At 42.1% G+C, this 14,726-nt stretch carries 14 protein-coding genes; 3 read left to right on the forward strand and 11 right to left on the reverse strand.

Annotated elements, in window-relative coordinates:
• Positions 1-35: 35 nt before the first annotated feature.
• On the forward strand, positions 36-533 hold the full coding sequence (locus tag HMPREF1154_RS01855; protein ID WP_009640795.1) for a 3'-5' exonuclease: 498 nt from the start codon (positions 36-38) through the stop codon (positions 531-533).
• A 115-nt stretch (positions 534-648) separates the two neighbouring features.
• Here HMPREF1154_RS01855 and HMPREF1154_RS01860 read toward each other — a convergent pair whose 3' ends face one another.
• From HMPREF1154_RS01860 to HMPREF1154_RS01880, 5 genes are all read right to left on the reverse strand, one after another.
• The gene (locus HMPREF1154_RS01860; RefSeq protein ID WP_009640880.1) at positions 649-1,230 is read right to left on the reverse strand and encodes a hypothetical protein; all 582 of its coding nucleotides are present in this window, start codon (positions 1,228-1,230) and stop codon (positions 649-651) included.
• A gap of 3 nt (positions 1,231-1,233) precedes the next feature.
• Positions 1,234-2,319: a hypothetical protein gene (locus tag HMPREF1154_RS01865; RefSeq protein ID WP_009640790.1), complete on the reverse strand. Its 1,086-nt coding sequence runs from the start codon at positions 2,317-2,319 to the stop codon at positions 1,234-1,236.
• Positions 2,320-2,384: 65 nt separating this feature from the next.
• Complete coding sequence (locus HMPREF1154_RS01870) at positions 2,385-3,380, reverse strand: Gfo/Idh/MocA family oxidoreductase (RefSeq protein ID WP_009640785.1); 996 nt, start codon at positions 3,378-3,380, stop codon at positions 2,385-2,387.
• 10 nt (positions 3,381-3,390) lie between these two features.
• On the reverse strand, positions 3,391-3,723 hold the full coding sequence (gene gldC / locus HMPREF1154_RS01875) for a gliding motility protein GldC (protein WP_009640835.1): 333 nt from the start codon (positions 3,721-3,723) through the stop codon (positions 3,391-3,393).
• A gap of 3 nt (positions 3,724-3,726) precedes the next feature.
• A complete protein-coding gene (locus tag HMPREF1154_RS01880) occupies positions 3,727-4,683 on the reverse strand; it encodes a gliding motility lipoprotein GldB (RefSeq protein WP_034566693.1) in 957 nt (318 codons plus the stop codon).
• Positions 4,684-4,890: 207 nt separating this feature from the next.
• On the opposite strand from HMPREF1154_RS01880, the gene HMPREF1154_RS01885 reads away from it, so the two are divergent.
• Positions 4,891-5,904, forward strand: a complete 1,014-nt coding sequence (locus HMPREF1154_RS01885; protein ID WP_009640849.1) for an o-succinylbenzoate synthase — start codon at positions 4,891-4,893, stop codon at positions 5,902-5,904.
• 35 nt (positions 5,905-5,939) lie between these two features.
• Positions 5,940-8,201 carry an inorganic phosphate transporter gene (locus HMPREF1154_RS01890; RefSeq protein ID WP_009640810.1) on the forward strand — a complete coding sequence of 754 codons (2,262 nt, stop codon included), beginning with the start codon at positions 5,940-5,942 and terminating at the stop codon, positions 8,199-8,201.
• Between the two features lie 506 nt (positions 8,202-8,707).
• On the opposite strand, the gene HMPREF1154_RS01895 is transcribed toward HMPREF1154_RS01890, so the two are convergent.
• The 6 genes from HMPREF1154_RS01895 to HMPREF1154_RS01920 form a co-directional block, all read right to left on the reverse strand.
• Positions 8,708-9,241, reverse strand: coding sequence for an OmpH family outer membrane protein (locus HMPREF1154_RS01895; protein ID WP_009640850.1), 534 nt, complete (start codon positions 9,239-9,241; stop codon positions 8,708-8,710).
• A 199-nt stretch (positions 9,242-9,440) separates the two neighbouring features.
• Positions 9,441-10,130, reverse strand: coding sequence for an OmpH family outer membrane protein (locus HMPREF1154_RS01900; protein ID WP_009640888.1), 690 nt, complete (start codon positions 10,128-10,130; stop codon positions 9,441-9,443).
• 113 nt (positions 10,131-10,243) lie between these two features.
• The gene (locus HMPREF1154_RS01905) at positions 10,244-10,837 is read right to left on the reverse strand and encodes a M15 family metallopeptidase (RefSeq protein ID WP_157231231.1); all 594 of its coding nucleotides are present in this window, start codon (positions 10,835-10,837) and stop codon (positions 10,244-10,246) included.
• A gap of 110 nt (positions 10,838-10,947) precedes the next feature.
• Positions 10,948-12,204 (reverse strand): ABC transporter permease, encoded by a 1,257-nt coding sequence (locus HMPREF1154_RS01910; RefSeq protein ID WP_009640860.1) that lies wholly within the window; start codon positions 12,202-12,204, stop codon positions 10,948-10,950.
• Positions 12,205-12,235: 31 nt separating this feature from the next.
• Positions 12,236-13,432, reverse strand: coding sequence for a THUMP-like domain-containing protein (locus HMPREF1154_RS01915; protein WP_009640890.1), 1,197 nt, complete (start codon positions 13,430-13,432; stop codon positions 12,236-12,238).
• A gap of 204 nt (positions 13,433-13,636) precedes the next feature.
• On the reverse strand, positions 13,637-14,713 hold the full coding sequence (locus HMPREF1154_RS01920; protein WP_009640798.1) for an AI-2E family transporter: 1,077 nt from the start codon (positions 14,711-14,713) through the stop codon (positions 13,637-13,639).
• Positions 14,714-14,726 lie beyond the last annotated feature (13 nt).

Genomic DNA, 14,726 nt, shown 5'->3' on the forward strand with positions numbered 1-14,726 from the left:
TTTCAGTAGTAGAGGCTTGATTAACACAATACACCATGACTTCTTTCGTAGCTATAGACTTTGAAACCGCTAACCAGCACCGCAGTAGTGTATGCAGTATAGGACTTGTCTTTGTTGAAAATTCTAAAATTACCGAAACCTTTTACGAATTGATAAAGCCTTGCCCTAACTATTATTCTCCCTTCTGTACCCAAATACATGGACTTTCGCAAAGTGACACCGAAAATGCACGTCTTTTCCCTGAAATATGGGCAGAGCTATTGCCTAAGATAAAAGACCTGCCTCTTGTAGCTCATAACAGCGCGTTTGATGAGAGCTGTTTGCAGGCAGTATTGGCTCATTATGAATTGCCCCCACATACCAATCCCTTCTTTTGTACCTATCGGTTAGCTCGCAGACTGCTGCCTAAACTTGTCAATCACAAGCTGGACACTGTTTCGGCTTATCTAGGCTTTGATCTAAAACAACATCATCATGCCTTAGCCGATGCCGAGGCATGCGCACACATCGCTCTAGAGCTAACTAATGAGTGAATACAGTACAGGCTGTCAATTGGAGAGAGGTAAGGCTGAAGTGATACGCTCACACTAGCGAGGAGGGTATGGAAAATAATGTGTCAATTAGCAAATCGGCTCATTGGCACATGGGTTAAAAGTGAAAATTAATCTGGAGGTTGCCTATTTTTGCAAATCGGCTTTCCCACCAATGCGCTTGTGCTTCAGGGTCAAAACTCTTATAATCCTTACGGAAATTGTATTTTATAAAGAATCCTGGTTCCGTGGAAATAGAAAAATTGGGGCTTAACTGGTATTGTATTCCCAAAAAAGGATTTAGTGCAATACTGGTAAAATGTTGTTTCCTGTTTTCATAATATAGGTAACGCCCCCATAGGTCTACTCCATAATAGAATTTCCACCTCTTGTAATCCCTGAATAATTTATCACCCCCTACTTTCAGAGCAAACTCATAAGTACTATCCTTATTACTTTCTGCACGGTAATCTCCCCCTATACGATAGGCTAAGACAGCTTCTTTTAGGTAGCGATATTCCAGCAAAAAGGTATTCGTATCGGAGGGAAAAGCAGAATTGACAAATCGAGAAATCCCTATACCTATCTGATGACGATAAGCAGGAGGAGCGCTAAGGCTATCTGTATGATTAAAAGACACATTGCTCTCTTGAGCGAGAGCAATGTGTGTAAGAAGTAATAGAAAAATATATTTTCTCATCGGTTATTTCCTATCAAAGCGTTTGAAAATCTGAGTTACTCTATCTTCAAAATCACTCACATACTTTTCTGCTTTCTCTCTTGAACCATCGGAAAAGATAAAATAGATCACCCCTTTATCATTTTCTTCTTCATATTTTACATCAGCAATTTTGGAATTTCCTTTCATAAGAACCGCCTTTGCATAAGTATTAATCTCCTCTACCCTAAGTTTCCTGCCGTTTCCTTTTTCTTCAAGACTCTTCACATCTATATTACCTACAATACGTAACTCTCCTTGAGTAGCGGTAAAGGCAATTTTATCAATAGCTTTTTCAAGACTGGATATATTTCCATAGTCAGAGGTTGTCAATTTGATATCAGCATGTAAGCCAGTGGTACAACCTTGTGGAGACGAAAAGGCAAAATCAAAGACAAAGTTTTCTGGATTTTGTCTGTTCCAGTGGATAGTTGTTGTAAAAGGATTCGTATATATACTTATTATGTGAGCCGATAGTGGCATAGTAAAGTTTGTTTTCTTCTCAAAAGTAACATTTTTAACCGTTACTTCAAACACCTTTGTATTATCTATGGTAGCATAAAGGTGCGCTGCTGTAGGAAGATACACTTTATCATTCCCATAAGTGGTTTCAGTATCCTCATATTGGTCTATCACGAGTTTACCATTGTTAGTGGCTCCCTTAGTAGCAGGGAAGATAAAAGTAACATTCTCATTGTTAGCTGTTTTCTCCCAGAGCTCTGTATTCTTGTTCCAAGTATAGGTTCCTTTCATTCGGTGATAGTTAAAACGATCTCCCTCTGTAAGTCCTTCTGCAAAATTCTGTTTGTCAAACTTTTCTCCTAAGAATTCTCCCCAAGATTGAGTTTCTCCCTGATGGTCTCTCACGGTTTCTTTAAATAGAAGATCATGAAAGAAGTTAGCAAAACCGCCGTCATTGAGGTTTTGCAGACAATTATAAAAATTGTCCATAGTACTGCGAACCACGGCTTTGGATTCTTCCGCTGTGTATTCTTTCTCGTCATCCTTTTTGGAACATGTGGCAAAAAGGAGTGCCCCTAAAAAGGCAATGGCAATGTTCTTTAGTTTCATTTAATATGGTTTTTTAGTTGGGTGCAAAGATACATATTTTTTTAATCAACCAATGAATTACTGTACTAATTAGCTAATTGGCTAAGGTGCTCATTGACTAACGAGTTTATTTCTCTGGCTACGCGTAGTGCTTCAGTTCCTTGTAGGAAGGTCACCACTGGAGTAGTGTTATGTTCTATAGCATCGGCAAAAGTCTCTAATTCGTCCAAAATAGCATTGGATGGCTGTACTTCTGGGTACTCAAAGTAGATTTGCTTGTGTTCGCCCTCTGCGTTTTGGAGAATCATATCATATTCATTGGGGTGCTCTGGAGCATCTTTCATGCGTACCACTTCTACCTTTTTCTCCAAGAAATCTACTGAGATATAAGCATCTCTCTGGAAGAAACGGCTTTTGCGCATATTCTTCATGGAGATACGGCTAGCGGTAAGATTGGCCACACAACCATTCTCAAACTCTATACGAGCATTGGTAATATCGGGCGACTTGCTAATGACAGCTACGCCACTGGCTTCTATATGCTTTACAGGCGAATGCACCACACTGAGTAGGACATCTATATCGTGGATCATCAGGTCAAGCACTACGGAGACATCCGTACCACGTGGATTGAACTCGGCCAAGCGGTGTACTTCAATAAACATAGGATTCTCTATGGAGGTCTTTGCCGCCAAGAAAGCAGGATTAAAGCGCTCCACATGCCCTACTTGCCCCTTGAGGTGGTTGGCCTCCAAGAGCCGATAGATCTCCTCGGCTTCTTCTACAGTACTGGTGATTGGCTTTTCTATAAAGATATGTCGCTTAGCTGCAATAGCCTTCTTGGCACACTCATAGTGAGAGAGGGTTGGGGTTACGATATCCACCACCTCTACTGCCTCAATAAGCTTATCCATATTATCAAAATAGGTATAGCCAAATTCGGCCACTACCTTCTGTGCTTGTTCTTGGTTAGGATCATAAAAACCAACTAATTCGTATCTTTCGGACTGATTCAAAAGTCTTAGATGTATTTTCCCTAAGTGTCCTGCGCCTAATACGCCTACTTTTAGTTTATTTTTCATTTTGTACAGCTTATTTTTTAGTAATATTCATTTTTTCAGCGAAATATTCACAGAAATCACGCATGGTATCGGTCATTTTCTGATCTTGAGTAGCCTTATAGAACGTATCGGCCATGGTCTGGAATGTCTGATAGTAGAAAACATTCATCTCCTCCAGGGGCATATCCTTAGTCCATAGGTCTATACGAAGTGCCTCTTTGGTCTTGTGATCCCATACAGAGAGAAACATGGCCTTAGCCTCCTGGTGAGCGATACCTCCATCGGGAGCCTCCCATGTGATGCGTTCAGGAATACGATTTTCATCCAATTCTACTTGCAATTTTATTTCAGAAGTATGATTCATTTGTTATTTTTTAGGTTTATAATTTGCTTTTTTAAAGAGTTCATCGTTGGAGACAGTGAGCAAGTCCCGCAAAGGGGTATTTTCAGGGAGCTTTTCCATATACTGTTCTACAATATTAAGACCTATATAGCGCCCTATCCCCCCTGGGGATTCGCTATCCAGCTCCAAATAGAACTTAGAGAAAGGGGCTATGTCTATAAATCGGTTAAGTACTTTCTTATCTGTACTATAGAGCAGTTGATTTTCTACAAAGTAGCGCCATATCTGCGCCTCATTGGCTTCTGCCCATTGGTATTTCTCTTGGGTATACTTGAGCAAATCCCTCTGAGGAGTAGTGGGGAGAAAGCGCTGGGCTAGGTAGAGCACCTTTCCCTCATAGAGCATGGTATCCAAGAAAGTAGCATTGCGCGGTGGAGGGATAATAGCCTGTGCAAAAGCAAGAGCTACATCCGTGGGGAGATACTTTAGGTCTAACTCCTGAGCAATATAGCCATCCAAATCCACATAGAAACGGTGCTTGGCTCCCAAATAGTTATCTACTCCTATAAGCAATAAGCTATCGGCATAGATCACTCGAGAGGGATAATCCACATCGGAGATCAGGGTAACGACCTTAGGAGGGGTAAACTGGGGAAAATAGTACTTGACATGATCACAAATACGCTCAATTTGTTCTTTCTGTTGGGAGAAATTGCCTATGGTTTTGGTCGTCTCGATAAAGAGTTCTCGCTCTAGTGTATCATGCTGCTTTTCTATCCATTGCTTATCGGAGGTAGTCTCTGGAAAGAAAAGCGGATATTTAGCCTTCAAACTAGGAAAATTCTCTGATGGCGTATTGAAAAAAATAGAATCCATTCGCAATACTTCCACTTTTACTGAAGGAGGTACAACGGGGTACTTAGTTCTATTACAGCCAAGTACCAGTAATATAAGTACTAAAGGTAAGTATTTCAATCTCATGTTATTGGATAGTGAACAATGATTAGTGAATAGTGTTTTTCACTTTTCACTATTCACTTTTCACTAATATAAGTGCAAAGGTAATAAAAAAATATCTTATCCTAGATAGATTATACAGACAAATTTGTATGGTAGAAAATATTCCTCTGAGCAAAGCCCTGTTTTTGATAGAAAATCACTACTTTTGTAGCTGATTATACAGCTATCATGAAAGCAACTTTTCAGAAATACACCTTACAGTTCAAGCGCCCTGCGGGTACCTCACGCGGGGTGCTGACTGAGAAACCTACTTGGCTCCTTACCATAGAGCACAACGGACAATATGGCATGGGCGAATGTAGTCCGCTGCCTGGCCTAAGCATAGATGACTTGTCCGATTACGAGCGTAGCAAACTCCTATGGACTTGCACTCATATCTCCTTAGGCAAAGAAGCCCTTTGGGAGCAGCTCAAGAGCTACCCCTCTATCCAGTTCGGAGTGGAACAGGCTTTCCTTTCCTTAGAGGCCGCACAAGAAGGAGTACTTTTCCCCTCTGCCTTTACCCAAGGGAAAGAGGCAATCCCTATCAATGGCCTTATATGGATGGGCGATAAGGAGTATATGCAACAGCAAATACGAGAAAAACTCACCCAAGGGTTCCACTGTATCAAGATGAAAATTGGCGCCATAGACTTTGACACAGAATATCAGTTACTTAAAAACATTCGCCAAGAATACGCTCTGTCGGATATAGAACTCAGGGTGGATGCCAATGGTGCTTTCTCTCCTCTTGAGGCCTTGGAAAAGCTCAAGCGATTGGCTGACTTACAGATACATTCCATAGAACAACCCATTCGCGCAGGGCAATACGAGCAGATGGCACGCCTCTGTGAGGCCTCTCCCCTACCCATCGCCTTGGACGAGGAACTCATAGGTATCACCTGCGAAAAACGAAAAGAGGAGATGCTCAAGATTATAAAACCTGCCTATATCATTCTAAAACCCTCACTTATAGGAGGCTACAAGGGCAGTGAAGAATGGATTACCTTAGCTCAGGAGCAAGGTGTGGGCTGGTGGATTACCTCTGCCCTTGAGGGGAATGTAGGACTTTCAGCCATAGCCCAATGGACTTATACGCTGGGAAATCCTATGCCACAAGGTCTAGGCACAGGCAGTCTCTATACAAATAATTTTCCTAGCTCCTTGGAGGTAAAAAATGGAGGTTTATGGTGGATAAAATAAAAAAAATGTAATATATTTGCACCAAAATACAAAAGATGGAACAGGTTTATATTTTTACCCTCTCAGCGCTCTTTCTCTTAGCCACTTTTGACCTTGTGGTAGGAGTTAGTAACGATGCGGTAAACTTCCTCAACTCAGCCTTTAGCTCTAGAGCTGCACGCCTTCGTACCATTATGATCGTAGCGAGTATAGGTGTAGGAATAGGGGCTATCTTCTCCAATGGGATGATGGAAATTGCCAAAAAGGGGATCTTCAACCCTGAGATGTTTTACTTTGAGGAGCTGATGGTGATTTTCGCCGCTGTCATGCTGGCCGATATTGTCCTTCTGGACTTCTTCAACACGATGGGGCTACCCACTTCCACGACTATATCTATCGTCTTTGAGCTTTTGGGAGCCTCGGTAGGGGTGGCTTTTGTCAAGGAACTCAAGAATAAAGACCGCCTGCTACATGTGATAGATGGAATTAGGGAATATATCAATACAGACAAGGTCGGACAGGTAATCTTTGCTATCTTTGCCTCGGTATTCATTGCCTTTGTAGTAGGGTCTTTTGTACAATTTATCACCCGTATCATCTTTACTTTTAATTTTGAGCGCCGTATGCGCTACTTTAGCGGTATCGTAGGGGGAATTGCCCTTACCGCTCTGAGTTACTTTTTGGTTATCAAGGGCTTGAGTGGCCTTTCCTTTATGCACAAGGAGCAGTTGGACTGGATAGACCAACATACAGGTGTGCTCTTAGGGATTTTCTTTGTCATCTTTTTCCTCTTAGGACAGCTTCTTTATTGGTGTAAGGTGAGTATATGGCGGGTGGTGATTCTATCAGGTACCTTTGCCTTGGCCATGGCCTTTGCAGGTAACGACTTGGTCAACTTTATTGGAGTACCGGTAGCCGCTTGGGATTCCTTCCAGCTATGGGAAGCGGCAGGAACTCCTGTACAGTCCATGACCATGGAAGGGCTTAGAGAGAATGTACAAACTCCACAGATCTTCCTTATTATTGCAGGGACACTGATGATATTGACCATTTGGTTCTCCAAGAAAGCGCTCAATGTGATGCAAACCGAAATGAAGCTCTCCCAGCAAGGGGGCGGCAAGGAACGGTTCGAGGCTACAGGACTCTCTAGAGGTATTGTGCGCTTTAGCGTATGGGTTACCTCAATGGTGGAAGCTCTTATCCCTAAGCGTACCTTGGCATATATTGATAGTCGTTTCAAGAAACCTGAAGAAGATCCTAACGCCATAGATAAGCCTGCTTACGATGTGGTTCGTGCCGCAATCAATCTGGTGGTCTCCAGTAGCCTTATTGCAGTGGGTACTTCCTTGAAACTACCACTCTCCACTACCTATGTGACTTTCATGGTAGCCATGGGTACCTCTCTGGCCGATAGAGCTTGGGGAAGGGAATCGGCCGTATTCCGCGTAGCTGGGGTGTTCAATGTCATTGGCGGCTGGTTCATGACCGCTGCGGCAGCCTTTGTTATGGGACTTATCACGGCAGTAATCCTCTTCTATGGGGAAATCTATGGGCTAATCACTATGATCTTCTTAGTGGGTTACTTAGTGGTGCGCAATGCTATGGCCTATCGCAAAAAACAACGCAAGGAGAAAGAAGCCCAAAAGAAACGCTTCAATAAGGAAGACCTTATCACCATCAGTGGTATTATGAAGCTCAGCTCTCAGAATATCGCAAAAGCGGTACAGACGATAGATGAGCTCTATCGTGAGGTTATAGACAACCTTGCCGTAGAGAACCACAAAGGACTCAAAGCCTGCAAGAAACGCGCCAAAGCTCTTACCTCCGACATAGAAGACCTTAAGAGTGATATTTACTACTTTATCCGCTCCATTGACGATAGTTCGGTAACCTCCAGTAAGTTCTATATCCTTATACTGGACTACCTACACAGCATGTCCAACTCTATCAGCTTTATTGCTGATACAAGTTATACTCATGTGGATAACAATCACAAGAAACTCAAATACAACCACATACGCAATCTCAAGACTATTTCCGAGAAGATGCAACAACAGTTCCAAAAGATTCTTGAGATCCTCAATGTATCGATGTATTCGAACTCTACCACTCAGCTGATCAAGGATGTGAGTGCTATCAAAGATGAGATTTCCGAGCTAATAGAGAAACAAATACGCGACATACGTACCTCCGAATCCAGTCCTAAGAACACCAAACTCTATTTTAGTTTGCTCTTGGAAACCCGCGTACTAATCCGCTCTATCATCAACCTAATGACCCTCTTTAAGAACTTTAAAGACCAGTACAAGGAAATCTGAGATAATGACTAGTGACTAGTGATTAATGATTAATTTAAGTTTCGTAAGTTCTGTAACTTATTGATATTCAAAAACCTCCCCCTACCCCCTCCAAAGGGGGAATGAGATAGTTTATGATTCTCAATAAGTTATAGAGAGGACATTTTCCAGATTGATAGACAATTTTTATCTTTTTCAACGAATTTATTCCCCCTCTCGGAGGGGGCAAGGGGGAGGTTTATTTTGCAATATGCTGATTATTAACTAATTATAAATCCAATTATAACCTAAAAATGACCTGCGAAACTTAAATGATCAATGATTAAAATATAGTCTAATTGTTAAGGCATAATTTATCATCTCTTAGAACGTTTGCAGATAGTATTTCAAGGGTACATGCTCTATAGCTTCTGGAGAATAGAACACTCTCTTTATAAAAAGAAAGACTCACAGCCTAGATGCTGTGAGTCTTTCTCTTCTTAATTATTATCAACGTTACCAATTTACCAATTAACCATTGACAATTATTAGAATCCTAATTCTTTCTTTACATCATTGAAAAGGTCCTTACCATCGGCTACGATAACACCTGCACCAGTGGCTGAATCCAATACATATTGGAAACCTTGTGCTTTGGCTACTTTTTCTACAGCCTTTTTAGCTTTCTCCATAATAGGCTCTATGAGGGCTTGGCTTTTCTTTTGGTACTCCTCAGCAGCTGTCTGTTGTGCTTGGCGGATGTTATTTTGCATGGTTTCCAAAGCACGTTGCTCTTTTTCAAGTTCTGCTTGTTTTTCTTTAAGTTGTGCTTCGGTAAGGGCATTTACCTTTTGCTGGAAAACTTCCAATTTCTTCTGGTATTCCTTAATAGAAGCCTGAATGTCATTGGTGTAGGATTGTTCTACTTTTTGCAACTCTGCTTGTGCCTTTTTCATCTCAGGCATTTCTTTGAGGAGCTTTTGAGAATCAATATGCGCTATCTTTGCTTGCGCCATAGCTACAGTAGTACCACCCAAGATAAAGGCTGCTGTAATTACCCAATTTCTAATTTTTCTTATCATTTTTATATATTTAAAATAGTTCTTAGTTCTTAGTTGTCAGTGATTAGTGATTAGTTGTCAGTGATTAGTGATTAGTTGTCAGTGGTTAGTGGTTAGTTGTCAGTGGTTAGTGATTAGTAGTTAGTAAACATAGTAGTACTTTTCATTTTTCACTATTCACTCTTCACTTTTCACTCTTCACTTTTCACTCTTCACTTAATCATCTTGTTCTTTCATTTCTTACTTTTCGTGCTTCAGTCTTCTTCTCCGTCTTTGCTTTTTCTTCCTTTATTTTTTCCTGTTTTCGTTGTTTTTCGGTTTTGTAGTCTACACCAAGATTTTCCTTCAGTAGGGTGCTGATCTCCTTATTTCGGTCTTCGGCATTATCCTTACGCTTAAGTAGTCGGAGAACTACCTTAGTAATATCATTTTTCTCATCGGCATAGATAGCAGCAGCATCTTCGGAAGTGAGTATATAATCGAACTTACGAGTCTTGGCAATCTCCTGAGTGATATTGAAGACCTGATCCTGTATAGGCTGCACCAAGCGCCAACGCTGGGTGATATAGTCGCCCGTTTCGGCACCGAAACGTTTTTGCTTATAGTCTTCAAGGTTTTGGGTGAGTACCTGTATTTCCTCTTCCTTATCCTTGATTGTTTCAGGAGTGAGCAGCGGTTTTTCTGCTTCGAGTTTCTCCCGACGGGTATTGATTTCAGCTTGCTTCTGTGCGATCTCTTGTTCCCATTGGGCTACTTTCTGTGCCAATTGCTCACTGGCCACCTTGTATTCGTCCATATTCGCCAAGATATAATTCATATCCACATAGGCAATTCGGGTCGCTTTCTGCGCCAAGAGCGGCTGCAAGAAAGAGAGGAAGAACAGAGAGATAGAGAAAACTTTTATATTCATGATTTGGATATATAAAATATCGTGCCAAAATTAGGAATTTTTTCCCGAATAAAGACGATTTAAGTATTATTTATGCTTTTTGTGATGTTTTTAAATCTTTTCACTACTCATTATTAAGGACATTCCCAAGGAAGATCCTCTACAGGAGCGGCCATCTCAGGTCGGTATTCGTAGTGCCACCACTCGGAATAAATGGATTTGAAATTGTATTTGTCCATCACCTCCTTCAGTAACTTACGATTGTCCAAGACTTCCTTAGGTAGCTGGGTATATGTATGGTGCGCGCGGGGTGAAAAAGTATCAAAAGGGGTACCCATGTCCAGTTCCTTGCCAGTGGCCAGATCCACCAATGTCAGATCCACCGCCGCTCCCCTATTGTGTTTGGAGCCTTTGGCAGGGTTGGCCACATAGTGGGTACCTGGGAGGATCTTCCACATCTTTTTCTGTACCGAAAGCGGACGATAGCAGTCAAATAGCTTAAGAGAGTAGCCACGCTTTACAAACTCTTTTTGGGCGGCTACCAAGGCCTCGGCGGTCGCCTTTCTTAGGTAACATTGTGGGCAGTCATATACAGCTTGTTTTAAGAAATTGTCCGCCGTGGCATACTTTATATCCAAGATTATATCGCTTGAGAGGGTTTGTATATTGACAAATTCTTTCCTAAAGGCACGGCGCTGGTTCCATGTATGTAGTTCCTTTTGGGTCATGTGAGCGGGAGGTTCTCCCTCGGTCATCTGTGCATTTACAGCTAAGCTTCCCCAGAGAAATATAAGCCCATAATATATCCGAAACATTCTTTTTCTTACTTTTCCCATAATTAGTTAGGCATTCTCAGCCATTTGATTAGTTCCTTGTACGAAGGTTTTTTCCCATAGGAGAGGATTCCTATGCGATAGATACGAGCAGAGACCCATATAGCCAAGAAGAAAAAGCCATAGAGCAGTGCCAAAGAAAGGATAATCTCTGCCCATGACACCCCGAAGGGAATACGCATGAGCATCACCACTGAGGAGGTTAACGGAATATAAGAGAAAATCACCGATACAACACCGTGAGGATCTTCAATTACAGTAAAAAAACCTATGTAAATAGCCAAGATCAGCGGAAGCAGTACAGGAAAGAGAAACTGTTGGGTATCGGTTTCACTATCCACAGCTGCTCCTATGGTTGCATAGAAAGCACTATAGGAGAGGTATCCACCTATGAAAAATAGGAAAAAGGATATCAATAGTTTAGCCAAAGGAAGGCTGTTAATTTCGCTTATGATATGAGTCAAAAGATGAGGATCGGCTGTAGGGGCAACCTGAGTGGCCGTAGGCGAAGAGAGAAAGGAAAGGAGAAAGCCTGCAATCACCACCCAGATAACAAACTGGGTTAGTCCCACCAGTGAGGTGCCTATGATCTTACCCAAGAGTAGGATACTTGGCCTTACCGAAGAGACAATCACCTCTACAATACGATTGACTTTTTCCTCTATGACACTACGCATGACCATATTACCATAGACTACGATAAACATCATCAACAGATAACCCGCTGTACCTCCAAAGGCGAGCTTGAGCCAACCCAAGGTCTGGGAACTTTCGTCTCCAGAGAAGTTAGCCAGCGCGATAGAGACCCGCTGCTGTGCCTCATCGATCTGAGAAGGGGTGATAGAGGCTGCCTCTAAGTTATGACGGAAGAGCCCTTTTTCGAGCTTTCCTTGTAGGCTCTCTACAAAGGTAACACTGGGTGTTTCTTCACTAAAAAACTGGAACTGAGCGGCCTGCTTATCTATATAGAGCAGTCCATAGGAGTTTTCAGCACGCGCAGTCTGCTTGAGCTGCTCCAAATCGCCCTGCTTGTGATAGCTTACCGAGAGGTTGGGACTCTTTTGGAAAATCTCTTGGAAATATCCACTTTCGTCTAAGACCTCTATATGTCGCTGAGTGCTATTGTTCAGCTGGGTAAGGTAGCCTATCAGTAGGGACAAGGCTACCACTGCCAATGGACTGAGGAAGGTCATTAGCAGAAAAGACTTATTGCGTATCCTTGTGAGGTATTCGCGAATGATGATAAGGCGTAATTGTTTCATAACTCGTGCAAAGTTACAACTTTATCGGCAATTATACAAACGGTTTGCGACAAATAATCATGAGTTTATTTCCTATCCCTCCGAGGGTGAAGAACAAATAACGATTCCCCCCTTCAGCTATGGAAAAGCGCTCGCGTATCTCAGCTACTTTCATCGGAAAATTGCGCACAGTGATATTGGCCTGATCTATCTTGCCGCTTTTGAGGAGTTTTCGGTCATAGGGGAGCATTTCGTCTATGAGAAAGACCCGCCCTGGGAAGTCTGGAATATAGTCCTCTCCCAAAAGCAATTGGGAGTCCTTGTTCAGATAAGCCAGCCCATAGGCTCGCCCTACTGGAAAAAGTCCCTTCCCCTTGAGCAAAGCAGCATTAGGTTCGTAAAGGTAGCGACAGAGATGGCCGCGAGTCATAGGGACACCCTCACTACCTATTTCAGAGGGAAAGAAACTGAAAATATCGGTACGGGTAGGCAACATATTGACTGTCTTGATCTGTACCTCTTTAGCAAGTGGCTTCTTTTTTAATAGGAAAAGCAGTTCCTTGACTTCTGCTTCCACCGCTACGATATGTACCTCATGCGTTTGCGGTAGCTGGGTGAGCGCACGGCTAATATCCAGCATAGGAGATGCCTTGAGCAAAATCATATCCGTATATTGCCAAAGAAAGTCAAGGCTATGAGGCACATCGGGGGTGCAGTCCTCCAAGAAATAGACCTTTTGCTTGTAGCTGTCGCGACGGGCTGGGTCTAGGTAAATCGTATCATAGTGCTTTCCCTCGCGAGCTAAGTAGGCATAAGAGTCCTCTGCCACACAATGTATATCAGCTTCTAATACAGCAAAGTTATGTGCTACTATCTCCGAGAGTGCCTCCTGTAATTCACAATGAGTTACCTCTTGGCAACGCTGGGCAAAAAAATAATCATCAACCCCAAAACCACCAGTAGCATCCAATAGGGTACCCTCCCCTACTAGTGATGCCTTATAGCGTGCCGTGGCCTCGGAAGAGGCTTGCTCCAAAGAAAGCTTTTCAGGAAAATAAATCCCCTCAGTCGCTTGCCATAAGGGCAATTTGTCCTTGGCTTTCTGCCTACCCAATAGCTGTTGGGCGAGTTCGCTGGAGGTTACTCCCTCAAAGGGCGATTTCTTCAGGGCAAATTGAGCGGGGTCATCTTCCTTATGTGCGTGCAAATAAGCCTGTATTTCAGGGTCTAACAATCGGTGATTTAGCATGTTATTTCTTTTCTAAAATTTCTCCCTCGGATTTCACGGATTTCACAGATTTTCTATGTTTGTGTAATTGTATTGCTGCGATTCTCACGGATTATTATAAGGCCTTCGGCCTTATTTATCCGTGAAAATTACAGAGTTACGCTTAGTCCTTGTATCATTCTCTCCGTGAAAATCCGTGGAATCCGTGGGAGCTAATAGAATTTCTTATATCTTAGCGGTGAGTAACTGAATGAGTTTGTTCTTAGGGAAAACAGCTTTAAGGATTACCTTAAGCACCGTATAGGCAGGAATAGCTATAACCATACCTACTATCCCGAAGAGGGTTCCGCTAATAAGAGTAACAATAAATATCTCCAACGGACTGGATTTCATAGAGTTAGAGAATATAATAGGCTGACTAAAGACATTATCTATGAATTGAGTAATGAAAAAGCCCAATAATACATAAATAGTCTTAGGCAGGATCACACTTTGCAGATCGGCATCCATAAAATTGGATATGGTCAACACTGAAATTACTACCGCCCCTATCATAGGCCCTACATAGGGAATTACATTGAGCAAGGCACAGAGAAAGGCTATGATCAAGGCATCCTTCACTCCAAAAATAAGCAATACAATAGTGAGCAGGATAAAGACAACGCTCAGTTGTAGGAACAACCCTAAGAAATAACGAGAAAGCAGGCGCTTGATATCCTCTATGGTCTTTCTCACTTGTGGCAAGCGCTCACGCTTTACCAAACTCAGAAAGCTATTAATGATAGCTGTACCATCTTTCATAAAGAAAAATGTAATAAAGAGCACTGAGAAAAGCCCTACCCCTATATTGCTAATAACGTCTATAAAACCATTGAGCATCGTCGAGACATCCTGCATATTGAGCAGTTCAGGGATATTGCCCACTTGAGACTCCATCCTACCCATACCCAAGGAATGGAGTAGGTCGTCCAAGAAACGATGAATGTTGTCGTTCAGTGCCTGAAAATCAATAGACGCCAAGTTCTTTCCTTGAGAGATGAGCATAGGTACAAAAAGGCTGATAAGGCCTGCAAATGCCCCTAAGATAACCACGATAACCGTAATAGTCGCCCAAGTATTCCTGAACTTAAGGCGTTTCTTTAGAAATTTTATCATAGGCCTACCTATAAGGGCTAATATGGCAGCTAGAACAATATATATGATAATGTTCTGTAGCTTATATAGGCCTAAAACCAGTAGGACAATACCTACTATAATCCCCACTGCCTTGAGGATTCCTTGTGCTATAGTGTTTGAATTCATTTTTCAAAAAATA

It is taken from the genome of Capnocytophaga sp. CM59 (assembly GCF_000293175.1).
Lineage (GTDB): Bacteria > Bacteroidota > Bacteroidia > Flavobacteriales > Flavobacteriaceae > Capnocytophaga > Capnocytophaga granulosa.